Origin of the sequence: Streptomyces sp. NPDC005494, from assembly GCF_042872025.1 — a bacterium.
GTDB lineage: Bacteria > Actinomycetota > Actinomycetes > Streptomycetales > Streptomycetaceae > Streptomyces.
The window spans coordinates 194,657-217,528 of sequence record NZ_JBIAJR010000006.1 but is presented as its reverse complement, the minus strand read 5'-3'; the positions used below and the strand labels follow the sequence as shown (position 1 = coordinate 217,528).

The following is a 22,872-nucleotide window of genomic DNA, read 5'->3' as shown; positions in this document are numbered from 1 at the left end:
GGCACGGCACCGACAAACAAGACGCCCGACTCCGGTTCCGGCGCGTCAAGTTCTGCTGGTTTCCAAGCCGGAACGGAGTGCGGGCGCCGCACCACGGTAGGCCGGTCTCCACCGTCAGCCAATCTGGTTATCCACAGGGCATGTGGACGACGGACCAGATGCTGTGGAGAACCCGTCGGATCCTGTGCACGGACCGGGGGACAGCACTGTGGACAAACTCATACGCGGCCAGGCTTGACCGCTTTGACCTGGCCTTTCTCCGTCCACCGGCTGTGGGGGAGAAAAACTTTTGCCCCCGGCACAAGATCACCGGAACCGACCACCGGCCGAACCTGAAACCCAGGGAGAAGTAAGGACCACGAGCGCATTGCATCTCTTACCTGTGGAAGATTAGATTGACCCCCATGACCAAGGCCTCCGCAGCGCAGCCGCCCTCCCGCCGACGACACGACCGCGAGATCATCGCACTCGCCGTCCCGGCATTCGGCGCGCTCGTGGCGGAGCCGCTCTTCGTCATCGTGGACAGCGCCATCATCGGCCACCTGGGCACTCCACAACTGGCCGGCCTCGGGGTGGCGGCAGCCCTGCTGACCACCGCGGTGAGCATCTTCGTGTTCCTCGCCTACGCCACGACGGCCGCCGTCGCCCGCCGTGTCGGCGCGGGAGATCTGGCGTCCGCCATCCGTCAGGGCATGGACGGCATCTGGCTCGCGCTCCTGATCGGCGCCGTCGTCGTCGCGGCCACGCTTCCCCTGGCTCCCTGGCTGGTCGAGGTCTTCGGCGCGTCCGACACCGCGGCCCCGTACGCCATCACCTATCTACGGATCTCCAGTTTCGGCATTCCGGCGATGCTCGTGGTGCTGGCGGCGACCGGGGTCCTGCGTGGACTTCAGGACACACGTACACCGCTGTACGTCGCCATCGGCGGGTTCGCCGCCAACGGAGCTCTCAACGCCGTACTCGTCTACGGCGCCGGGCTGGGGATCGCCGGCTCCGCATGGGGCACGGTCATCGCCCAGGCAGGCATGGCCATTGCCTATCTGATCGTCGTGGTGCGCGGGGCGCGCCGGCACGGAGCCTCACTGCGTCCCGACGTCGCGGGTATCAGGGCCAGCGCCCAGGCAGGCGCCCCTCTGCTCATCCGTACGCTCTCGCTCCGCGCTGTGCTCATGATCGCCACCGCCGTCGCCGCTCGGCTCGGTGACACGGACATCGCCGCTCACCAGATCATCCTGTCGCTCTGGAGCCTCGCCGCCTTCGCCTTGGACGCGATCGCCATCGCGGGACAGGCCATCATCGGCCGCTACCTGGGTGCGGACGACGCCAAGGGGGCGCGAGAGGCATGTCGCCGCATGGTCCAGTGGGGCATCGCCTCCGGCGTGGTCCTCGGGCTGCTGATCGTGCTCGCCAGACCTCTGTTCATCCCGCTGTTCACCGCCGACGCCTCCGTACGGGCCACCTTGCTGCCCGCCCTGCTCGTGGTGGCTCTTTCCCAGCCCGTCGCCGGGGTGGTCTTCGTCCTGGACGGGGTGCTGATGGGAGCAGGTGACGGCCGCTACCTCGCGTGGGCCATGATCCTGACTCTGGCGGTCTTCGCCCCGGTCGCTCTGCTCATCCCCAGCCTCGGAGGAGGCCTCACCGCACTGTGGTGGGCGATGGCCCTCATGATGGTGGTCCGCCTGCTGACGCTCTGGCTGCGCATGCGGTCAGGACGCTGGATCGTGACCGGCGCCTCCCGCTGAGCGCCCCTTCCGCGCCTTCGACGGCCGACTTCGATGGCCGGTCTCAGGAGCCGCCCACGCACCCTGCACCTCGTTTCACGTGAAACAGGGCGCCTTCAGGCGCGAAGACCATCGCCGCACGTCGACGACCCAACGAACACAACGGCGAGCAGCACGACGAAGGGCCGCACCCAGGGGGTGCGGCCCTTCACCTAGCTCTGCTGAGCTGTGCCCTTAGGCAGCAACGACCTCGATACCGAGCTTCGCGGCAACCTCGGGGTGCAGACGGACGGACACCTGGTGCCCACCGAGCGTCTTGATCGGCGAACCGAGCTCGACGCGACGCTTGTCGACGTCCGGACCACCGGCAGACTTGATCGCCGAGGCGATGTCGGCCGGGGTGACGGAGCCGAAGAGACGGCCGGCGTCGCCGGAGCGAACAGCCAGACGAACCTTGACGGCCTCGAGCTTGGCCTTGATCTCGTTGGCCTGCTCGATCGTCGCGATCTCGTGGATCTTGCGGGCGCGGCGGATCTGCGCCACGTCCTTCTCGCCACCCTTGGTCCAACGGATGGCGAAGCCACGCGGAACCAGGTAGTTACGGGCGTACCCGTCCTTGACGTCCACGACGTCGCCGGCGGCACCGAGGCCAGTGACCTCGTGGGTGAGGATGATCTTCATGATTCGGTCACCCTTCCCTTATCGCGCGGTGGACGTGTAGGGCAGCAGCGCCATCTCACGGCTGTTCTTGACTGCCGTGGCGACGTCACGCTGGTGCTGCGTGCAGTTGCCGGTGACGCGGCGGGCACGGATCTTGCCGCGGTCGGAAATGAACTTCCGCAGCATGTTCGTGTCCTTGTAGTCCACGTACTGGGTCTTGTCCTTGCAGAAAGCGCAGACCTTCTTCTTAGGCTTGCGCACAGGCGGCTTCGCCATGGTGTTTCTCCTGTGTGATCAAGAAGTGGGGTACGAGCAGCCCTAGAAGGGAGGCTCGTCCGAGTAGCCGCCGCCGGAACCGCCGGAGCCGCCGGAGCTTCCGCCCCAGCCACCCCCGCCGCCCTGCTGGCCCCCGCTCTGGCCGCCGGCCGGAGCGCCGGTGGCCCACGGGTCGTCAGCGGGAGCACCGCCGCCGCCCTGCTGGGCGCCGCCACCGGGACCGCCGCCCCAGTTGCCGCCGCCCTGCTGGCCGCCGCCGTATCCACCCTGGCCGCCGCCCTGGCCACCGCGACCGGTGGTCTTGGTGACCTTGGCCGTGGCGTTCTTCAGGCTGGGGCCGACTTCCTCGACGTCCAGCTCGTAGACCGTGCGCTTGACACCCTCACGGTCCTCGTAGGACCGCTGCTTCAGCCGGCCCTGCACGACGACGCGCATGCCTCGCTGGAGCGACTCCGCGACGTTCTCCGCCGCCTGACGCCAGACCGAGCAGGTGAGGAACAGGCCTTCGCCGTCCTTCCACTCGTTGGTCTGCCGGTCGAAGATGCGGGGAGTGGACGCGACACGGAACTTCGCGACCGCCGCACCGGACGGGGTGAAGCGCAGCTCGGGGTCGTCGACGAGATTGCCGACGACCGTGATGACGGTCTCGCCTGCCATGGTGAACCTCTCGGCGGGATTGCTTCTGGCTGCTTGCTACTCGAACCCGATGACCGCTGAGCTAGATGCTCAGTGGGTCTCGGGACGGAGGACCTTGGTCCGGAGGACCGACTCGTTCAGGTTCATCTGTCGGTCGAGCTCCTTGACGACCGCAGGCTCGGCCTGCAGGTCGATGACCGAGTAGATGCCCTCAGGCTTCTTCTTGATCTCGTAAGAGAGACGACGACGGCCCCAGGTGTCGACCTTCTCGACCTTTCCGTTGCCCTCACGGACGACGGAAAGGAAGTTCTCGATCAGCGGGGAGACTGCTCGCTCCTCGAGATCGGGGTCGAGGATGACCATCACCTCGTAGTGACGCATGTGGAACCCACCTCCTTTGGACTCAGCGGCCACGGTCGTTCCGTGGCAGGAGGGTCGTGATGCGTGAGCATCAGTGTCTCCGAGTAAAACAGCCGCCACTGACAACGCCCGTCTTCGAGAGTCGAGGGGGGCCGCAGTGCTGGCTCAGGGCAGACACCGGTGCAGACCGTACAGAGTACCCGCAGACAGGCTTCCGGTTGAAATCCGGTGTTCAGGGCGCACAATCGAGACAGATGCGGTGTGAGAGGCGCTACATTGCACCGCCCTTCCCGCCAGGAGGTGCTCCATGGCACAGACACTCCGACCTGCCGGCAGCCCCGTCCGTCGCCGGGCGACCCGTCCGGCCACCGGTTCGCTCTTCGCGACGGACGGCAGGCCGCACCCGCTCCAGGAAACGCTGATGGTGGTGACCGGGGTCCTCGGGATCCTCGCGTTCGTCACGGCGATGTTCCACAGCCTGCACCTGATCAGCTCGTGGGCCGGGCTGATCGGCATCCTGACCGGTGCCTACGGGCAGTACATCTCCAGGACCACCTGGGAGCGGTTCGGTCTGATCATGGGGATCGGATCGTCCGCGGTCGGCTTCTATCTCGGCATGGCGCACGGCGGCCTTTTCGGCGGCGTCGTCACCTGACCGGCACAGCCGCACCAGGCGAGGCCGACCGCCCCACGCAGCGCACAGCGGGGCGGTCCCGCGGGAGTGGCGCCCGATCCGGTCCAGACGGGCCAGACCGGGCGCCCGTCGGTCACAGTAGGCTTCGGCGCGAGAGCCGGAGCCCCTGACCGATGGGGACACACCTGCCGAGGAGCGCCCCGCATGAGCCTGACCCTGAGGACCATCAGCCGAGAACAGCATCTGGCCTACATCCAGAATCTGCCCTCGGCCAGTCACTGCCAGGTCCCGGCGTGGGCTGACGTGAAAACCGAGTGGCGTTCGGAGAACCTCGGCTGGTTCGACAAGAACGGCGAGATGGTCGGCGCCGGACTGGTGCTCTACCGCCAGTTGCCCAAGATCAAGCGGTACCTCGCGTACCTCCCCGAGGGCCCGGTCATCAACTGGTACGCCCCGAACCTGGACGAGTGGCTCCAGCCGATGCTCGCCCACCTGAAGCAGCAGGGGGCCTTCTCGGTGAAGATGGGCCCGCCCGTGGTCATCCGCCGCTGGGACTCGGCCGCCATCAAGTCGGGCATCCAGGACCCCGACGTGAAGCGCCTGCGTGACGTCGAGGCCAGCCACATCGAGCCGCGGGCCTTCGAGGTCTCGGACCGGCTGCGGAAGATGGGCTGGCAGCAGGGCGAGGACGGCGGCGCCGGATTCGGCGACGTACAGCCCCGCTACGTCTTCCAGGTCCCGCTGGCCAACCGCTCGCTCGAGGACGTGCTCAAGGGCTTCAACCAGCTCTGGCGCCGCAACATCAAGAAGGCCGACAAGGCCGGCGTCGAGGTCGTCCAGGGCGGTTACGAGGACCTCGCCGAGTGGCAGCGGCTGTACGAGATCACCGCTGTGCGCGACCACTTCCGGCCGCGCCCGCTCTCGTACTTCCAGCGCATGTGGACGGTGCTCAACTCCGAGGACCCCAACCGCATGCGGCTGTACTTCGCCCGGCACAACGGCGTGAACCTCTCGGCCGCCACGATGCTGGTCGTCGGGGGGCACGTCTGGTACTCGTACGGAGCGTCGGACAACATCGGCCGCGAGGTCCGCCCCTCCAACGCCATGCAGTGGCGCATGCTCCGCGACTCGTACGCGATGGGCGCCACCGTCTACGACCTCCGCGGGATCAGCGACTCCCTGGACGAGACGGACCATCTCTTCGGTCTGATCCAGTTCAAGGTCGGCACCGGCGGGGAAGCCGTCGAGTACGTCGGCGAGTGGGACTTCCCCCTGAACAAGCTCCTGCACAAGGCGCTGGACATGTACATGTCGCGACGCTGACCGCGTCCCGACCCCCATCCATCAGTTCCCCCCTTCTCTCACACCGCAGCCACCAGAAAGGTTCCGGGCCGGCCATGGCGCTCTCCCTCTACGTCGACACCGCGCGCTGGCGGGCGCACCAGAAGTCCGTGCTCGACCAGTTCCCCGGGCTCGTCCCGGTCTGCAAGGGCAACGGATACGGCTTCGGGCACGAACGGCTGGCCGACGAGGCGATCCGCTTCGGCTCCGACACGCTGGCCGTCGGGACCACCTACGAGGCAGCCCGCATCAAGGACTGGTTCAGCGGCGACCTCCTGGTGCTCACGCCCTTCCGCCGGGGCGAGGAGCCGGTGCCGCTGCCCGACCGTGTCATCCGCTCCGTCTCCTCCGTGGACGGCGTACACGCCCTGGTGGGCGCGCGGGTGGTCATCGAGTGCATGAGCTCGATGAAGCGGCACGGCGTGAAGGAGGAGGAGCTGGGCCAGCTGCACGCCGCCATAGAGGACGTGCGCCTCGAAGGCTTCGCGCTGCACCTGCCGCTCGACCGCACGGACGGTTCGGACGCGGTCGAGGAGGTCATCACGTGGATGGACCGGCTGCGTGCCGCCCGGCTGCCGCTGCACACGATGTTCGTCAGCCATCTGCGCGCCGAGGAACTGGCCAGGCTCCAGCAGCAGTTCCCGCAGACCCGCTTCCGCGCGCGCATCGGCACACGGCTCTGGCTCGGTGACCACGAGGCGACCGAGTACCGGGGGGCGGTGCTCGACGTGACGCGCGTCGTCAAGGGGGACCGGTTCGGCTACCGCCAGCAGAAGGCGGCGTCGGACGGCTGGCTGGTGGTCGTCGCCGGGGGGACCTCCCACGGCGTCGGCCTGGAGGCCCCCAAGGCCCTGCACGGCGTGATGCCGCGTGCCAAGGGTGTCGCCCGAGCCGGGCTGGCCACGGTCAACCGCAACCTGTCACCGTTCGTCTGGGCGGGCAAGCAGCGCTGGTTCGCCGAGCCGCCGCACATGCAGGTGTCCATCCTCTTCGTGCCCTCGGACGCGCAGGAGCCGAGGGTCGGCGACGAACTGGTGGCCCATCTGCGCCACACGACCACCCAGTTCGACCGCCTCGTGGACCGGTAGACGGCCCCTATCGGGAGCCCTCTCGGCCGGCGGCCCCCCACTCGACCCGCGGTCCTTCGACCGCGGGTTCGGCGTGCGGGGCCGGGCGGGTGCGCACCTGTGCCAGGGCGCCCCGGTCCGGCGCCCCGTCGAGCACCCCGCCCGACGGATCGTCGGACCCGTCGCGCCTCACCGGGTCCTTCTCCGGCGCCAGGATGTCCCTGACGACGAGAGCACACAGGTAGAGCGTTCCCAGCAGGTGCAGGGCGACCGCGACCTGGTAGCCCTCCTGCGGCAGCCCCTGGTGCTTGTCGCCGCTGGTCGTGTACGCGAGGTAGAACCAGATCCCCAGGAAGTACATGACCTCGCAGGCCTGCCAGACCAGGAAGTCCCGCCAGCGGGGCCTGGCCAGCGCCGCCAGCGGGATCAGCCAGAGCACGTACTGCGGCGAGTAGACCTTGTTCGTCAGGATGAAGGCCGCCACCACCAGGAACGCGAGCTGGGCGAAGCGAGGCCGGTGCCGGGCCGTGAGGGCGAGGCCGGCGATCCCCGCGCAGAGCACGATCATCAGCAGGACGGAGGCCGTGTTCACCGTGCCGACGTCGATGGGCCTGCCGGTGCGCTGGGTGATGACCAGCCAGAACGAGCCGTAGTCGATCTGCCGCTCCTGGCTGAACGTGTAGAACTTCTTCCACCCCTCGGGGGCGTAGACCATGACCGGAAGGTTCACCAGTAGCCAGGCCGCCGCCGCGCCGAAGAGCGCGGCCCCGTACGCCCGCCACTTCCCCGCCCGCCAGCACAGGACCAGCAGAGGGCCGAGGAGCAGCACGGGGTAGAGCTTCGCGGCGGTCGCCAGGCCGATGAGGAGGCCGAAGGCGAGGTTCCTGCCCCGGGACCACACGAGCATCGCGGCGGCCGTCAGCGCGACGGCCAGCAGGTCCCAGTTGATCGTCGCGGTGAGCGCGAGAGCCGGAGCGAGGGCGACCAGCAGGGCGTCCCACGGCCGGCGCCGGTGGGTGCGGGCGACACAGACGACGAGGATCACCGCGCAGATCATCAGCATGCCCGCGTTGACCATCCAGTACATCTGCTCCCGCTGCTGGATGGGATCCGACGAGGACGTCAGCGTCAGCCAGGACGCGATCTGCATGAAGAGGCCGGTCAGGACCGGGTACTCCAGGTACGCCATGTCGCCGCTGAGCCGGTCGGCGTACGGCACGAGGCCGTCGGCGAAGCCTCGCCCGGCGAAGAGGTGCGGGATGTCGGAGTAGCAGGCGTGCGTGTACTGCGAACTGGTACCGCGGAACCACGCCCAGTCGTAGCAGGGGATCTTCTGCACCATGCCGAGTGCGAACATCCCGATCATCACCAGCACGATGACCCGCACCGGCGTCAGCGGCCCCGTCCCGAACCGCGCCCAGCGGCCCGCGGGCCCGCCGATCAGCTCGCTCCCCGCCGCGGCGATCTCGTCCTGCCGCGTGGGCGGTACGACGGACGGCTCCTGGTGCACGCTCGTGTCTTCTGCGCTTGGCATGCCGCACATCCTGCCGTACGGCGCTGTGGACGGGCGTGGGCCGCGTGCGGGACACACGAGGGCCGTCGGCACCTGGCAGGTGCCGACGGCCCTCGTCGTGCGCGTGCGGGGCCCTGAGCGGGCTCCCGGAGGGCGGTGGCACCGGCCACCGCCCTCCGTACTGCTATCCGCCGCCTCCGATGAATCCGCCGTTGCCGTTGGCGTTGCCGTTCGACGTGCCGTCCGTCGTCCCGCCGTCGGTGGTCCCGCCGTCCGTCGTCCCGCCGTCCGTCGTCCCGCCGTCGGTCGTCCCGCCGTCGGTGCTCCCGCCGTCCGTGGTCCCGCCGTCCGTGGATCCGTCGGTGGTCCCGCCGTTCTGGTTGTTCTTGCACTCCCAGTCGAGCGGCGCGCACGTGTTGCTCGGCGAGGGGGACGGGGTGGTCGGGGTGGGCGACGGGCTCTCGGGCATCTCGCTGGACGCCGAGGGCGAGGGCGTCGGGCTGGGCGTCGGGCTGGGGCTGGGCGCGCCGCCTCCGTAGACCAGGTCGCCGAGGGGCTCCGGCTTCGGGAAGGTCTTGACCTTGGTTCCCTTCACCGCTTCGGCCATGTAGTCGTGCCAGATCTGCGCGGGGAACGAGGCACCGTGGATCTTCTCCTCGCCACCCGTCCCGAACATCTCCAGGAACTCGCGGTTCTTCTTCGTCTCGTCGTCGTCCAGCCGGAACATGCTGACGGCCGTGGACAGCTGCGGGGTGTAGCCGACGAACCACGCCGACTTGTTGCCGTCGGTGGTACCGGTCTTGCCGGCCACGTCACGCCCCTCCAGCTGGGCCGGCGTGCCGGTCCCGTTCTCGACGACGTTCTTCAGCACGTCGGTGACGTTGTCCGCGATCGCACTCGAGAACGCGGGCTTGGTCACCGTCTTGTGCTGGTAGATGACCGTGCCCTCGTGCTTCACCTCGGTCACCGAGAAGGGCTCGCGCTGCTTGCCGCTGGTGGCGAAGGTGGCGTACGCGCCTGCCATCCGGATGGCACTGGGCGAGGAGGTACCGATGGAGAACGAGGGGTAGTTCGAGTCCGCCAGGTACTGGTCGTCGCGCAGTCCCGCGTCGAGGGCGGCCTGCTTCACCTTGTCGGTGCCGACATCCATGCCGAGCTGGACGTACGGGGAGTTCGCGGACTCCTGCATGGCGTACCGCAGGGTGATCGGACCGTAGTTGTGGTCGCCGTCGTTGGTCTGGCGCCAGTCGTTCTGGTCCTTGTCGCGCCAGACCTCGCCGTTGTACTTCTTGATCTGCAGCTTGTTGTCGCCGTTGTAGACGCTCTTCGGCGAGACGAGGGTGCGCTCCGACTCACTCTGCGTCTCGCCGCCTTCGGGGTTGCGCTTCCCGTACTGCATCGCGGCCGCCAGCACGAACGGCTTGAAGGTCGAACCGACCTGCGCACCGGTCGCGTCGGCGTTGTTGGTGTAGTGCTCCGTCGCGTTCTGGCCGCCGTACGTGGCGACGATGGCGCCCGTCTCGGTGTCCACCGAAGCGCCGCCGAACTCGACGTGCGAGTCCAGGTCGGGGCGCTTCTCCTCGTCGATCTTCTCGTCGTACACGCGCTTGACCGACTTCTGGAGCTGCTTGACCTTGTTCTCGTCGAAGGTCGTGTGGATCTCGTAGCCGCCGAGGGCCAGTTCCTTCTCGGTGACGTTCCGGTCGTTGTGCGCCAGGAAGTACTTCGTGGCGAGGTCGACCAGGTAACCGGTCTGGCCGCCCAGCTTGGCGTCCGCCATCTTGGGCTTGGGCATCGGGAAGGTCTTGAACTTGGCGCGCTCCGCGGCGCTCAGGCGCCCGTCCTTGACCTCCTCGTCGAGGATCCAGGCCCAGCGTGCCTTCGCCCGCGCGGTGTTCTTCGCCTTCGTGGCCTGCACCGGGTCGACGTCGGGAGCACCCGCGGGGTCGTAGTAGCTCGCACCCTTGAGCAGCGTCGCCAGGAAGGCGCACTCGCTCGCGTCCAGTTCCTGGGCGTCCTTGCCGTAGTACGTACGGGCCGCAGCCTGAAGTCCGGAAGCGCCCCGGCCGTAGTAGGAGACGTTGAGGTACCCCTCCATGACCTTCTTCTTGCCCACGGTCTCGCCGACCTTGAGCGTGATGAAGAGCTCCTTGACCTTCCGGCTCAGGGTCTGGTCCTGGGTCAGGCGCGAGTTCTTCACGTACTGCTGGGTGATCGTCGAACCGCCCTGGGTCTCACCGCCCTTGGCCATGTTCCAGACCGCGCGGGCGATACCCATGGGGTCGATGCCCCGGTCGGTCTCGAACGTCTTGTTCTCGGCCGAGATGACGGCGTTGCGCATCGCTTCGGGGATCTGGGCGTACTCGATCGCCTGGCGGTTGACGGACCCGCCCGTGGCGACCATCTGTTTTCCGTTGGCCCAGTAGTAGACGTTGTTCTGGGCCTTGGCCAGGTCGTTGACCTCGGGAGGCACCACCAGGGCGTACGCGATGCCGGCCGCGCCCATCATGAGGCCCAGGAAGCCCAGGCACAGTCCGGAGACCAGCTTCCACGAGGGCACCCAGCGCCGGAAGCCGTACTTTCCGGCTCTCGGGTAGTCGATGAAGCGCTTCTTGCCGGAGTCCGCGCGACCCCGGCCGCGGCCTTCGTGACCGGTGCTGTCCCCGGCCCCCCGCCGCCTGCCTCCGCCGCGCTGCGCGGCGCGGCGGGCCTCGGCACGGCTTCCGTACGTCGGCTCCTCGCCGTGCGCTTCGGAAGGTGATGCTGACGTTGCTCTGCGTGACGAGTCGGTGCGACGTCCAGCAGGCTGTTGGGCGGCTCGTCTGGCCGCTGCGCGCCCGCCACCTTGAGGTTGCGGCGCTTTGCGACGGTGCTCGCTCATGGAACGACTACTCCTCGGGCAGGCGAGAGCGCCTGGAAGCGGCAGTTGAGATCCGGTCCCCCCGAATTACGGACAAGCCCTGCGGAAGGCTCACCCGCAGTACATCCGGCAGTCCGCGATGACTGACGCTCGGCGGCGTCTCGCGGTTCCCGGTGGTCTGCATGCCGCACAGACTACGCACGGTCAAAAACCTCCGGGGACCGAACTTCACCCCAAATTACGCAAGTCACTCCCTATGAATCCTTGATGTGACGCCGCTCACGAACCGGCCCCTTGTCGAACATCACAAGCCGATCTATCGTGCTGATGTATCGAGTCGATACATCAGCACGGCATAAGGTCGGCCCAGCGGCCCCGCGGAAGCACCAGGCGAAGGAGGAAGCGAAGGTGAGCAGACGCTCCGGCATCCTCGAATTCGCCGTACTCGGCCTGCTCCGCGAGTCCCCGATGCACGGGTACGAGCTGCGCAAGCGCCTCAACACCTCGCTGGGGATCTTCCGCGCCTTCAGTTACGGCACCCTCTATCCCTGCCTCAAGACGCTGGTGGCCAGCGGCTGGTTGATCGAGGAACCGGGGAGCGTTCCGGCGTCGCCGCCCGTTGCGGGCCGTGGGGTCGCCCCCGCGTCCTCACTGGCCGGGCGACGCGCCAAGATCGTCTACCGGCTGACGGCTGAAGGTAAGGAGCACTTCGAGGAACTGCTCTCGCACACCGGCCCGGATGCCTGGGAGGACGAGCACTTCGCCGCTCGCTTCGCCTTCTTCGGCCAGACGGAGCGCGACGTGCGGATGCGAGTCCTCGAAGGCCGCCGCAGCAGGCTGGAGGAGCGCCTCGAGAAGATGCGCGCCTCTCTCGCCCGGACCCGCGAACGACTCGACGACTACACGCTTGAGCTGCAGCGACACGGCATGGAGTCCGTGGAGCGCGAAGTGCGCTGGCTGAACGAGCTCATCGAGAGTGAGCGTTCGGGGCGGGATCAGCGACGATCCTCACCCGAGAGCTCCTCTCAAGAAGACACAACAGGAGAGACGGGCGGCCTGCCCCGGCACCGGGACAACACCCGGCCGGATCCGTCCGACGACACCAAGTGAAACCCCCGCGGACCCGCACGGCGTCATCGGGGAACACCGAGAACACACAGGGAGCAATCGGCATGGGTTCGGTTCGCGTAGCCATCGTCGGCGTGGGCAACTGCGCCGCCTCACTGGTGCAGGGCGTCGAGTACTACAAGGACGCCGATCCGGCCGGCAAGGTGCCCGGTCTGATGCACGTGCAGTTCGGCGACTACCACGTGAGCGACGTCGAGTTCGTCGCCGCCTTCGACGTCGACGCGAAGAAGGTCGGCCTCGACCTCGCGGACGCCATCGGCGCCAGCGAGAACAACACCATCAAGATCGCCGACGTGCCGAACACGGGCGTGACCGTTCAGCGCGGCCACACCCACGACGGCCTGGGCAAGTACTACCGCGAGACGATCGAGGAGTCCGCCGAGGCCCCCGTCGACATCGTCCAGGTCCTCAAGGACAAGCAGGTCGACGTCCTCGTCTGCTACCTGCCCGTCGGTTCCGAGGTCGCTGCGAAGTTCTACGCGCAGTGCGCCATCGACGCCAAGGTCGCCTTCGTCAACGCCCTCCCGGTCTTCATCGCCGGCACCAAGGAGTGGGCGGACAAGTTCACCGAGGCCGGCGTCCCGATCGTCGGCGACGACATCAAGTCCCAGGTGGGCGCCACCATCACGCACCGCGTGATGGCGAAGCTCTTCGAGGACCGGGGTGTCATCCTGGACCGCACCATGCAGCTGAACGTCGGCGGCAACATGGACTTCAAGAACATGCTCGAGCGTGAGCGCCTGGAGTCCAAGAAGATCTCGAAGACGCAGGCCGTCACCTCGCAGATCCGTGACCGCGAGCTCGGTGCGGACAACGTCCACATCGGCCCCTCGGACTACGTGGCCTGGCTGGACGACCGCAAGTGGGCGTACGTGCGCCTCGAGGGCCGCGCGTTCGGTGACGTTCCGCTGAACCTCGAGTACAAGCTCGAGGTCTGGGACTCCCCGAACTCGGCCGGTGTCATCATCGACGCCGTGCGCGCCGCGAAGATCGCCAAGGACCGCGGCATCGGTGGCCCGATCCTCTCGGCTTCCTCGTACTTCATGAAGTCCCCGCCGGTTCAGTACTTCGACGACGAGGCCCGCGAGAACGTCGAGAAGTTCATCAGCGGCGACGTCGAGCGCTGATCCAGCAGCTCACCGCTTCTTCATCTGGGGGGTCCCGGGGCAATGCGCCGCGGGACCCCCCACGTGTGTGACCCTTGCCCACATGCCTGTCGTGCGTGATCTGGGCGTACTCCTGCGCCTTCGGAACTTCCGTCGCCTTATCGCCGTACGACTGCTCTCCCAGTCGGCCGATGGTGTCTACCAGGTCGCGCTCGCCACCTACGTCGTCTTCTCCCCGGAGAAACAGGCGACGCCGGCGGCCATCGCCTCGGCCATGGCCGTGCTGCTGCTCCCGTACTCACTGATCGGCCCGTTCGCCGGAGTCCTGCTCGACCGCTGGCCGCGCCGTCAGGTCTTCCTGTACGGGAACCTGCTCCGTGCCGCCCTGGCCTGCTGTACGGCTCTGCTGCTCCTGAGCTCCGTACCGGACTGGCTCTTCTACGCCTCGGCCCTCTGCGTCACCGCCGTGAACCGCTTCGTACTGGCCGGCCTGTCGGCCGCCCTCCCTCGCGTGGTCGACGCCGACCGGCTCGTCCTCGCCAACTCCCTCTCCCCGACCGCCGGCACGCTGGCGGCCACGGCCGGTGGAGGTCTGGCCCTGGGCATCCGTCTGCTGACCGATGGATCCGATGCCGCCGTGGTCCTGCTGGGCGCGGCCCTCTACCTGCTCTCGGCTCTGGCCTCGCTGACTCTGCCGCGCCCGCTCCTGGGGCCCGACCTGAGCGAGCACCGTGTGCGCCTGCGGGAAGCACTGGCCACCACGGCGCGCGGGCTGGTCGCGGGGTTGCGCCATCTGGCCGAGCGCCGGAACGCCGCCCAAGCGCTGGCCGCCATGACGGTGATGCGCTTCTGCTACGGGGCGCTCACCGTCATGGTCCTGATGCTGTGCCGCTACGCCTGGTCCGACAACGAGTCCGACGGCCTGGCCCTGCTCGGCCTGGCGCTCGGCACCTCGGCCGCCGGATACTTCGTCGCCGCCCTGATCACCCCCTGGGCCGTGAGCCGCTTCGGGCGCTACGGCTGGATGGCGGGCTGCGCCGGATCGGCTGCTGTCCTGGAACCGGCGCTGGGCCTGCCGTTCGCGCCCGCACCGATGCTGGCGGCCGCGTTCGTCCTCGGTCTCGTCACCCAAGGAGCGAAGATCGCGACAGACACCGAGGTGCAGACCTCTGTGGACGACGCCTACCGCGGCCGGGTCTTCTCGCTCTACGACGTGCTGTTCAATGTCGCCTTCGTCGCGGCGGCAGCCATGTCCGCTCTCGCCCTCCCCCCTGACGGGCGGTCCATCGCCGTGGTCCTCACCGTGGCCACTCTCTATGCCGCCGTCTCGGTGGCCCTGCTCCGTTGGCGTCGTGTGCGTGCCACGCCCCAGCGCGCCCGCACCGAGAAATGAGTGAGGGGCGTTGTTTCACGTGAAACAACGCCCCTCACTTTCCGCCCCTCCGGCTCCCAGCCCTGAAGCACGCCGCATGTTTCACGTGAAACATGCGGCCCAGAACATGCGGGCCAAGGTCTGCCGCATGGATCGGACCGCCGGCTCCAGCCTCAGTCCTGAGCGGCCCACCACTCCTTGAGGGCCTCCACCGCGGCGTCATGCCCCATGGGCCCGTTCTCCAGGCGCAGCTCCAGCAGGAAGGCGTAGGCCTTACCGATCACAGGCCCCGGTGCCACGCCGAGGATCCGCATGATCTCGTTGCCGTCCAGGTCGGGCCGGATCGCGTCCAGCTCCTCCTGCTCCTGCAACTGCGCAATGCGCTCCTCGAGTCCGTCATAGGTGCGCGACAGGGCGTTCGCCTTGCGCTTGTTCCGCGTCGTGCAGTCCGAGCGCGTCAGCTTGTGCAGCCGCTCCAGCAGCGGCCCCGCGTCCCGCACATACCTGCGCACGGCGGAGTCGGTCCATTCACCGTCGCCGTATCCGTGGAAGCGCAGATGGAGCTCCACCAGCTTGGAGACGTCCTTGACCATGTCGTTGGAGTACTTGAGCTCCGTCATCCGCTTCTTGGCCATCTTCGCCCCCACGACTTCGTGGTGGTGGAAGGAGACGCGGCCGTCCTTCTCGAAGCGCCGCGTCCTGGGCTTCCCGATGTCGTGGAGCAGGGCGGCCAGGCGCAGCACGAGGTCCGGGCCTTCCTCCTCCAGGTCGATGGCCTGCTCCAGGACGGTCAGGGAGTGCTCGTAGACATCCTTGTGACGGTGATGCTCATCACTCTCCAGACGCAGCGCGGGAAGCTCCGGCAGCACCTGATCGGCCAGGCCCGTGTCCACGAGCAGCCCCAGGCCCTTGCGGGGGTGCGCGGAGAGCAGCAGCTTGTTGAGCTCCTCACGGACGCGTTCGGCGGAGACGATCTCGATGCGTCCCGCCATGTCCGTCATCGCCTTGACGACGTCCGGGGCGACCTCGAAGTCCAGCTGCGCAGCGAAGCGGGCCGCGCGCAGCATGCGCAGCGGGTCGTCGGAGAAGGACTCCTCCGGCGTGCCCGGAGTGCGCAGTACACGCTGCGCCAGGTCGTCGAGTCCGCCGTGCGGGTCGATGAACTCCTTGTGCGGCAGCGCGACGGCCATGGCGTTGACCGTGAAGTCGCGGCGTACGAGGTCTTCCTCGATCGAGTCGCCGTAGGACACCTCGGGTTTGCGCGAGGTTCTGTCGTACGCCTCCGACCGGTAGGTGGTGACCTCGATCTGGTAGCCGTCCTTCTGCGAGCCGACGGTGCCGAAGGCGATTCCGACCTCCCAGACCGAGTCCGCCCAAGGGCGGACGATCTTGAGAACGTCCTCCGGGCGGGCGTCGGTCGTGAAGTCGAGGTCGTTTCCGAGCCTGCCGAGCAACGCATCGCGGACCGACCCACCGACCAGGGCGAGGCCGAACCCGGCCTCCTGGAATCGGCGGGCGAGGTCGTCGGCGACCGGGGACACCCGCAGCAGTTCGCTGACTGCGCGGTGCTGCACCTGGCTCAGTGCACGGGGGCTGTCTTCGTTGGCGTTCGGCACAACAGAAAAGGGTACGTGCACGGACCGGCCCGGGCGTCATCGTTTCTTGCCGCCCTGCGAGACTCTCCCGATCACGAGACTCTCGCGATCATGTGACGCGGACCCCGGCACTCAGCACTCGGGCACATCGTTACCATGCGGGGACGCAGAGACCGGCAAGACCGATACCAGCTGACGACGACGAGGGACGGATACGCGTGGCCGAGGCGGCAGACTTTCAGGGGATGACTCCCTCCCCTGCCCGCCGGTGGCTCCGGCGCACAGCCTCCTTGATCGTCGGTGCGCCGCTGCTCGCCGGCCTCCTGGCAGGGCCCGCGGCCCCCTCCGCACATGCCGAGGCGGCAGCCAAGGCCCCGACCGGCTCGCGCACCGTCGCTGTGTCCCTGGACACGCTCTCACCCAGCGCACCCGTCGAGGGCGACACCCTGAGCGTCTCCGGAACCTTGACCAACAAGGGCAAGAAGACGATCACGGACGCCGAGGTCGACCTGCGCGTCGGGCCGAGGCTGTCCGGAAGAGCCGCGATCGACGAGGCGGCCGGACGCACCGGCTACCAGCCCGGCAGTGACCCGGCCAAGCTCGGCGGCTCCTACACGGTGAAGGTCGCGAAGCTCGCCTCAGGGGTCAGCCAGGACTTCACGCTCGCCGTCCCGGTGGACAAGCTGGGTCTGGACGACGAGGGCGTCTACCAGCTCGGGGTCTCGATCACCGGCAGGACCACCGACTACGCCTACGACCAGGTTCTCGGGATCCAACGAACCTTCCTTCCCTGGCAGCCCGAGGACACCGCGAGCAAGACCAAGCTGACCTTCCTCTGGCCGCTGATCGCCTCGGCCCACGTCACCGCCGAGACGGGGTCCGACGAACAGCAGACTCCCGTCTTCGCCAGCGACGACCTGGCCCTCGAACTCGCGCCCGGCGGCCGGCTGGAACAGCTGGTGGCGCTCGGTCGCCAGCTCCCGGTGACGTGGGTGATCGACCCGGACCTGCTCGCCTCTGTCGACGCGATGACGAGGAACTACCGCGTCCGCGTCGGTGACACCACCGTCGCGGGGACGAACCAGGCCATCGCCAAGAAGTGGCTCACGGCTCTGGAAGCGGCCGTCAAGGACGGCAAGGTGGTGGCCCTGCCGTTCGCCGACCCCGATCTGGCCTCCATCGCCCATCGCGGGAAGAACGTCTCAGGGACCCTCAGCCACCTGCAGACGGCCACCGAGGTGGCGAGCACAACGGTGGAGACCGTCCTGCACGTGAAGCCGTCCACCGACTTCGCCTGGCCGGTGAACGGCGCGATCGATCCCTCCGTGGTCGATGTCGCCACCTCGGCCGGCGCCCACAAGGTGATCGCCCGCAGCGACAGCCTCGAGGAGACCGGCGGGCTGCTCTACACGCCGACCGCGGCCAGGCCGATCGGTGGCGGCACCACCGCGGTCGTCTCCGACTACCGGCTCTCCACGGCGTTCACGGGCGAGATGGCCAAGGCCGGCAATTCCACGCTCGCCGTGCAGAAGTTCCTCGCCCAGACGCTGGCACTGACGGAACAGGCGCCGGACAACGAGCGCAGCATCGTCGTGGCGCCGCAGCGTACGCCCACGGCCGCGCAGGCACAGAGCATGGCGCGAGCCCTCCAGGCACTCGACGGCGAGCGCTGGACACAGCCCCTCGACCTGACGGCGGCGGCCGAACAGAAGCCGGACGCGAAGGCGACCACCAAGGTGCCGCGGGCCTCTCAGTACCCGAAGAAGCTGCGCAGCCAGGAGCTGCCCACCCAGGCGTTCCAGGACATCCGGACCACTCAGGACTCGCTCGACAGCTTCCAGGTCATCCTCACCCAGCCGGACCGGGTGGTGACCCCCTTCGGGAACGCGATCAACCGCTCCGTGTCCACGTCGTGGCGTGGCAGGCAGCTGGAGGCTCAGCAGTACCGCGACGCGGTCCGAACCTATCTGCAGGGCCTGACCAACGAGGTCCAGCTGATCGCGAAGTCGGACGTCACCCTGTCCGGGCGCAGCGCGACGATCCCCGTGACCGTGCAGAACAAACTGGTCCAGGGTGTGGACAACCTCGTGCTCCGGCTCACGTCGGGCAACGCCACCCGCCTCAAGCTCAACGGCGGCGGTGCCGTCGCCGAGCAGCCGGTCACGATCGCGGGCGGTCACAGCCAGTCCGTGAAGTTCGACGCCGCCGCCAACGCGAACGGACAGGCGCAGGTCACCGCGCGGCTCTTCACGGAGGACGGGGCGCCGTACGGCGAGGAGATGACCTTCACGGTGAAGGTCTCGGAGGTCACACCGACGGTGCTGCTGGTCATCGCCGGCGGGCTGCTGCTGCTGGTGCTGGCAGGAATCAGGATGTACACCCACCGCAAGCGCGCCGCCGCGGGCGGGACAGGCGACACGGGCGGAAACAACGGCGGTGAACCCGAGCAGCCGAGTGACCCGACCCCGGACACCGGTCCGGTGAGCGAGGCCCCGTCGGGCCCGGGTGAGAAAGTGGACCGTTGAGCGATGTCTGTCGGGGCCGGTCGGCCGGGGACAATGAGGTGGGGTTTCGATGAACGCGCCGTACGACGGTGACCGCGGCCAGGGCGCGGGCGGAGCTGGATCTTCCGGCGGTCCGCCGGTGCCACAGGGCGGCGGCCGGCCCGGGGATCCCGACCCGTATCTCCCGTCCGGAGAGACGCCGGACCCGTACCTCCAGCACGCGTACGACCACGATCCGTACCGCGCTCAGGACCTCGCCGCGCAGGACCCGGTGGCCGAGGCGCTCTACGACCGCGCCGCCCACCCCCCGCCGCCTCCAGGCACCTATCAGGAGCCGCAGGCGCTCTACCAGCAGCCTCCCGCCGCCCAGCACGCCCCCGACCCCCGTATCTGGGCCCAGACGCCCCCACCGGAGCCCGCAGGCCCCTCCCGCCACCTCCCGTACGGGGACAATGCCGCCACGACCCAGTACGTGGGGGTCGACGACCTGGTGACCCAGGCGTCCGACGACCGCGGGGACCAGGACGCCTTCGCCCACCTCTTCCGTGACCAGGAAGGCTCGGGCAGGCCTCCAGGGCCCCCTGCCGAGCCACAGGCCGCTCCCGCTCCCGTGCCTCCGAAGTCCGGGGGACGGGCCGCGGGGATACTGAAGTCGAGCGCCCTGATGGCGGCCGGCACCCTCGTCTCCCGCCTCACCGGGTTCATCCGCAGCCTGGTGATCACCGCGGCGCTGGGCGCCGCACTGCTCGGTGACAGCTTCACCATCGCGTACACGCTCCCCACGATGATCTACATCCTCACCGTGGGCGGTGGGCTGAACTCGGTCTTCGTCCCCCAGCTCGTCCGCTCCATGAAGGACGACGAGGACGGCGGCGAGGCCTATGCCAACCGGCTACTGACCCTCGTCATGGTCGCCCTCGGCGTGATCGTCGCGATCGCGGTCTTCGCCGCTCCGTGGCTCGTGCACCTCATGTCGAGCACGATCGCGAACGAGCCGGCGGCGGACACCGTCGCGGTCACCTTCGCCCGGTACTGCCTGCCGACCATCTTCTTCATGGGCGTCCATGTGGTGATGGGCCAGATCCTCAACGCCCGCGGACGATTCGGCGCGATGATGTGGACCCCGGTCCTGAACAACATCGTCATGATCTTCACCTTCGGCCTGTTCATCTGGGTCTACGGCACGTCGGCCGAGTCCAGGATGGGCGTGGAGACGATCCCGGCGGAAGGCGTCCGCCTCCTGGGCATCGGCACGCTGCTCGGCCTCGTCGTCCAGGCCCTGGCGATGATCCCGTATCTCCGCGAAGCAGGGTTCCGTTTCCGCCCCCGCTTCGACTGGCGGGGCCACGGGCTCGGGAAGACGATAAGGCTCGCCAAGTGGACGGTTCTGTTCGTTCTGGCCAACCAGGCGGGCGTGCTGGTCGTCACGCAGCTCGCCACGTCCGCGGGCAAGCTCGCGGACAAGGACGGTTCGGGCTTCCTCGCCTACTCCAACGCGCAGCTGATCTGGGGCATGCCGCAGGCCATCATCACCGTCTCGGTCATGGCCGCCCTGCTGCCGCGCATCTCCCGTGCGGCGCATGACAACGACCCCGGCGCCGTCCGCGACGACATCTCGCAAGGGCTGCGCAACTCCGCGGTGGCCATCGTGCCGGTCGCCTTCACGTTCCTGGCGCTCGGTCTGCCGATGTGCACGCTGCTCTACGCGTCCAGCGGCACCGAAGCAGCCCGCTCCATGGGCTTCATCCTGATGGCGTTCGGCCTCGGCCTCATCCCGTACTCCGTGCAGTACGTCGTCCTGCGTGGCTTCTACGCGTACGAGGACACCCGGACCCCGTTCTACAACACGGTCATCGTCGCAGCGGTCAATGCGGCGGCGTCCGCCCTCTGCTACGTGATTCTTCCGGCCCAGTGGGCAGTCGTGGGAATGGCGGCCTCCTACGGGCTGGCCTACGCGGTCGGCGTGGGCATCGCATGGCGCCGACTGAGCAACCGGCTCGGCGGCGACCTCGACGGGGCCCGCGTGGTGCGTACCTACGCCCGTCTCTGCCTGGCGGCCGTCCCCGCGGCAGTCGTGGGCGGCGGCGTGGGCTTCGCCCTTCTCCGGACGCTCGGTGAGGGGGCGGGCGGCTCGGTCGTGGCCCTCGTCTGCGGCAGCGTCGTACTCCTGGGCATCTTCTTCGTCGCGGCGAAGAAGATGCGGATCGAAGAGCTCAACGGCATGGTCGGCATGGTCCGGGGACGGCTCGGACGCTGAACGGACTCCGGGCCGCGCACAACCATCGCCGGACACCGCGTGTCGTGCATAGCGCCGGAGTGTGGGCACAATTGGCGTGACTGTGCAGAGCTGGCTGGCATCGCGCAACGGATGGGGAGGCAGGAACGACGGTGGCGGAACGTAGCACGGCTGCTGTCGACGTGGCCGACAACAGCGGCGACGAGCCGCTGACCGCCAAGGCGGACGCGGCCACGACCGACGGGACGGCACAAACCCAGGACGCAGAGGGCGCGAGCTCCAAGGACGCGGAGAGCGGGCGTGACGGCTCGGCCGCCGTACCGGCGTCGCCCGATCTCCACAGCGGCCACAAGCTGGCCAGGCGTTACCGCCTCGAAGAGTGCGTCACCCGGCTGGACGGTTTCAGCAGCTGGCGGGCCGTGGACGAGAAGCTGCGCCGTGCGGTGGGCGTGCATCTTCTGCCCGCCGACCATCCGCGCGCACGCTCCGTGCTGGCCGCGGCCCGTTCCTCAGCGCTGCTCGGCGACCCGCGCTTCGTCCAGGTCCTGGACGCCGTGGAGGAGGACGACCTCGTCTACGTCGTCCACGAATGGCTCCCCGACGCCACGGAGCTCACCGCGCTGCTGGCGGCCGGGCCGATGGAAGCCCATGACGCCTACCAGCTCGTGAGCCAGATCTCCCAGGCCATGGCAGCCGCCCACCGCGAAGGGCTCGCCCATCTGCGCCTCACCCCCGGTGCCGTGCTGCGCAGCTCGACCGGGCAGTACCGCATTCGCGGACTCGCGGTGAACGCCGCGCTGCGTGGCATCACCGCTGACCAGCCGCTGCGCACGGACACCGAGGCCATCGGCGCCCTCCTCTACGCCGCCCTGACCCGGCGCTGGCCCTACGAGAGCGACGCGTACGGCCTCTCCGGGCTCCCCAAGGACCTGGGCCTGATCCCTCCGGACCAGGTGAGGGCAGGCGTGCACCGCGGCCTCTCCGAACTCGCCATGCGTGCGCTCGCCAACGACGGCGCCACCGCGTCGCGCCAGGAGCAGCCGTGCACCACGCCTGACGAGCTGGCCAAGGCGGTCGCGGCCATGCCCCGCATCCTGCCGCCGGAGCCGACCTTCACCGCACCACCCGAGTACCAGCGCACGACGTATCAGCAGGGCACCTACGGACGTCCCTCGGCGCGTCCGTCGTCGGCCACTCAGCCGGTCATCGCGGTTCCTCCGCCCCCTCTGCAGAGCCGCACCGGCAAGGCACTCAAGTGGGCCGTCTCCGCGCTGCTCATCGCCGCTCTGGGCCTCGGCAGCTGGCAGCTCGCGGAGACCGTCCTCGACCGGGGCAACGACTCCGGAGAGCCGGCCCCCACACAGACCACCGACGACGACGGAGGCGACGACAACAACGCCGTCGCGCCGAACAAGCCCCTCACCGTCGTGGGAGCCCAGGACTACGATCCGCTGGGCGCTGACGGGTCGGAGAAGCCGGCCACCATAAAGAACGTCTACGACGGGGACAAGGGCTCCTACTGGAGCACCGACGGCTACTACAGCGCCGACTTCGGCAGGCTCAAGGAAGGTGTCGGGGTCGTCCTCGACCTCGGCGAGGTTCAGCAGGTGGGCACGGTCGATGTGTCCTTCCTCGGGGGCACCACCTCCGTCGAGCTGAGGACCACCGAGGACTCGTCCGTCCCGCAGATGCCCGACGGCTTCACCAAGGCCGCCCACGGTTCTGGAGCAAAGGTCTCCCTCAAGCCCGACAAGCAGGTGAAGGCGCGATACCTTCTGGTCTGGCTGACCAAACTCCCGCCGAGCGACGACGGGAACTACCGAGGCAAGATCTCGGACATCAAGGTCACCAGCTGACCGCACC

At 68.6% G+C, this 22,872-nt stretch carries 17 protein-coding genes; 10 read left to right on the top strand and 7 right to left on the bottom strand.

Features of this window, described 5'->3' with window-relative positions; genetic code table 11:
• The first annotated feature begins 404 nt into the window (after positions 1-404).
• The gene (locus tag ACFYQ6_RS19585; protein ID WP_361579530.1) at positions 405-1,742 is read left to right on the top strand and encodes an MATE family efflux transporter; all 1,338 of its coding nucleotides are present in this window, start codon (positions 405-407) and stop codon (positions 1,740-1,742) included.
• Between the two features lie 213 nt (positions 1,743-1,955).
• Here ACFYQ6_RS19585 and rplI read toward each other — a convergent pair whose 3' ends face one another.
• The 4 genes from rplI to rpsF all read right to left on the bottom strand — a co-directional run bounded on the left by rplI (position 1,956) and on the right by rpsF (position 3,674).
• Entirely contained in the window at positions 1,956-2,402 is a 447-nt protein-coding gene (gene rplI / locus ACFYQ6_RS19580; protein WP_014155197.1) for a 50S ribosomal protein L9, read from the bottom strand.
• A gap of 18 nt (positions 2,403-2,420) precedes the next feature.
• The gene (gene rpsR / locus ACFYQ6_RS19575; RefSeq protein ID WP_003967857.1) at positions 2,421-2,657 is read right to left on the bottom strand and encodes a 30S ribosomal protein S18; all 237 of its coding nucleotides are present in this window, start codon (positions 2,655-2,657) and stop codon (positions 2,421-2,423) included.
• Positions 2,658-2,699: 42 nt separating this feature from the next.
• Positions 2,700-3,314: a single-stranded DNA-binding protein gene (locus tag ACFYQ6_RS19570; RefSeq protein WP_361579532.1), complete on the bottom strand. Its 615-nt coding sequence runs from the start codon at positions 3,312-3,314 to the stop codon at positions 2,700-2,702.
• Between the two features lie 69 nt (positions 3,315-3,383).
• Positions 3,384-3,674: a 30S ribosomal protein S6 gene (gene rpsF, locus ACFYQ6_RS19565; protein ID WP_006604399.1), complete on the bottom strand. Its 291-nt coding sequence runs from the start codon at positions 3,672-3,674 to the stop codon at positions 3,384-3,386.
• A gap of 286 nt (positions 3,675-3,960) precedes the next feature.
• Here rpsF and ACFYQ6_RS19560 point away from each other — a divergent pair, with 286 nt between their 5' ends.
• The 3 genes from ACFYQ6_RS19560 to ACFYQ6_RS19550 all read left to right on the top strand — a co-directional run bounded on the left by ACFYQ6_RS19560 (position 3,961) and on the right by ACFYQ6_RS19550 (position 6,716).
• On the top strand, positions 3,961-4,308 hold the full coding sequence (locus ACFYQ6_RS19560) for a hypothetical protein (protein WP_361579534.1): 348 nt from the start codon (positions 3,961-3,963) through the stop codon (positions 4,306-4,308).
• Between the two features lie 183 nt (positions 4,309-4,491).
• Positions 4,492-5,610, top strand: a complete 1,119-nt coding sequence (locus tag ACFYQ6_RS19555; protein ID WP_145807979.1) for a peptidoglycan bridge formation glycyltransferase FemA/FemB family protein — start codon at positions 4,492-4,494, stop codon at positions 5,608-5,610.
• Positions 5,611-5,684: 74 nt separating this feature from the next.
• On the top strand, positions 5,685-6,716 hold the full coding sequence (locus ACFYQ6_RS19550; protein WP_356741943.1) for an alanine racemase: 1,032 nt from the start codon (positions 5,685-5,687) through the stop codon (positions 6,714-6,716).
• Positions 6,717-6,723: 7 nt separating this feature from the next.
• Here the strand turns inward: ACFYQ6_RS19550 and ACFYQ6_RS19545 are convergent, their stop codons facing one another.
• Positions 6,724-8,229, bottom strand: coding sequence for a glycosyltransferase family 87 protein (locus ACFYQ6_RS19545; RefSeq protein ID WP_388763979.1), 1,506 nt, complete (start codon positions 8,227-8,229; stop codon positions 6,724-6,726).
• Positions 8,230-8,392: 163 nt separating this feature from the next.
• On the bottom strand, positions 8,393-11,089 hold the full coding sequence (locus tag ACFYQ6_RS19540) for a transglycosylase domain-containing protein (protein ID WP_361579196.1): 2,697 nt from the start codon (positions 11,087-11,089) through the stop codon (positions 8,393-8,395).
• A gap of 387 nt (positions 11,090-11,476) precedes the next feature.
• Between ACFYQ6_RS19540 and ACFYQ6_RS19535 the strand changes: the two genes are divergently transcribed.
• From ACFYQ6_RS19535 to ACFYQ6_RS19525, 3 genes are all read left to right on the top strand, one after another.
• Positions 11,477-12,178 carry a helix-turn-helix transcriptional regulator gene (locus ACFYQ6_RS19535; RefSeq protein WP_361579194.1) on the top strand — a complete coding sequence of 234 codons (702 nt, stop codon included), beginning with the start codon at positions 11,477-11,479 and terminating at the stop codon, positions 12,176-12,178.
• Positions 12,179-12,240: 62 nt separating this feature from the next.
• Complete coding sequence (locus ACFYQ6_RS19530; protein ID WP_361579192.1) at positions 12,241-13,323, top strand: inositol-3-phosphate synthase; 1,083 nt, start codon at positions 12,241-12,243, stop codon at positions 13,321-13,323.
• 82 nt (positions 13,324-13,405) lie between these two features.
• Entirely contained in the window at positions 13,406-14,695 is a 1,290-nt protein-coding gene (locus ACFYQ6_RS19525; protein ID WP_388763976.1) for an MFS transporter, read from the top strand.
• Between the two features lie 152 nt (positions 14,696-14,847).
• Here ACFYQ6_RS19525 and ACFYQ6_RS19520 read toward each other — a convergent pair whose 3' ends face one another.
• A complete protein-coding gene (locus ACFYQ6_RS19520) occupies positions 14,848-16,290 on the bottom strand; it encodes a CCA tRNA nucleotidyltransferase (RefSeq protein WP_361579188.1) in 1,443 nt (480 codons plus the stop codon).
• A 197-nt stretch (positions 16,291-16,487) separates the two neighbouring features.
• Here ACFYQ6_RS19520 and ACFYQ6_RS19515 point away from each other — a divergent pair, with 197 nt between their 5' ends.
• From ACFYQ6_RS19515 to ACFYQ6_RS19505, 3 genes are all read left to right on the top strand, one after another.
• Complete coding sequence (locus ACFYQ6_RS19515; protein ID WP_361579186.1) at positions 16,488-18,794, top strand: DUF6049 family protein; 2,307 nt, start codon at positions 16,488-16,490, stop codon at positions 18,792-18,794.
• A 49-nt stretch (positions 18,795-18,843) separates the two neighbouring features.
• Positions 18,844-21,030, top strand: a complete 2,187-nt coding sequence (gene murJ, locus ACFYQ6_RS19510; protein WP_388763974.1) for a murein biosynthesis integral membrane protein MurJ — start codon at positions 18,844-18,846, stop codon at positions 21,028-21,030.
• 131 nt (positions 21,031-21,161) lie between these two features.
• Complete coding sequence (locus tag ACFYQ6_RS19505; protein ID WP_388763972.1) at positions 21,162-22,865, top strand: serine/threonine protein kinase; 1,704 nt, start codon at positions 21,162-21,164, stop codon at positions 22,863-22,865.
• Positions 22,866-22,872 lie beyond the last annotated feature (7 nt).

What these genes read in the sequence shown, in the direction of transcription:
- ACFYQ6_RS19530 (WP_361579192.1), top strand. Translation starts at nt 12,241, where the DNA reads ATGGGTTCGGTTCGCGTAGCCATCGTCGGCGTGGGCAACTGCGCCGCC.
- ACFYQ6_RS19550 (WP_356741943.1), top strand. Translation starts at nt 5,685, where the DNA reads ATGGCGCTCTCCCTCTACGTCGACACCGCGCGCTGGCGGGCGCACCAG.
- ACFYQ6_RS19540 (WP_361579196.1), bottom strand. Translation starts at nt 11,089, where the DNA reads ATGAGCGAGCACCGTCGCAAAGCGCCGCAACCTCAAGGTGGCGGGCGC.
- murJ (WP_388763974.1), top strand. Translation starts at nt 18,844, where the DNA reads ATGAACGCGCCGTACGACGGTGACCGCGGCCAGGGCGCGGGCGGAGCT.
- ACFYQ6_RS19560 (WP_361579534.1), top strand. Translation starts at nt 3,961, where the DNA reads ATGGCACAGACACTCCGACCTGCCGGCAGCCCCGTCCGTCGCCGGGCG.
- ACFYQ6_RS19525 (WP_388763976.1), top strand. Translation starts at nt 13,406, where the DNA reads ATGCCTGTCGTGCGTGATCTGGGCGTACTCCTGCGCCTTCGGAACTTC.
- rpsR (WP_003967857.1), bottom strand. Translation starts at nt 2,657, where the DNA reads ATGGCGAAGCCGCCTGTGCGCAAGCCTAAGAAGAAGGTCTGCGCTTTC.
- ACFYQ6_RS19545 (WP_388763979.1), bottom strand. Translation starts at nt 8,229, where the DNA reads ATGCCAAGCGCAGAAGACACGAGCGTGCACCAGGAGCCGTCCGTCGTA.
- rpsF (WP_006604399.1), bottom strand. Translation starts at nt 3,674, where the DNA reads ATGCGTCACTACGAGGTGATGGTCATCCTCGACCCCGATCTCGAGGAG.
- rplI (WP_014155197.1), bottom strand. Translation starts at nt 2,402, where the DNA reads ATGAAGATCATCCTCACCCACGAGGTCACTGGCCTCGGTGCCGCCGGC.
- ACFYQ6_RS19555 (WP_145807979.1), top strand. Translation starts at nt 4,492, where the DNA reads ATGAGCCTGACCCTGAGGACCATCAGCCGAGAACAGCATCTGGCCTAC.
- ACFYQ6_RS19570 (WP_361579532.1), bottom strand. Translation starts at nt 3,314, where the DNA reads ATGGCAGGCGAGACCGTCATCACGGTCGTCGGCAATCTCGTCGACGAC.
- ACFYQ6_RS19585 (WP_361579530.1), top strand. Translation starts at nt 405, where the DNA reads ATGACCAAGGCCTCCGCAGCGCAGCCGCCCTCCCGCCGACGACACGAC.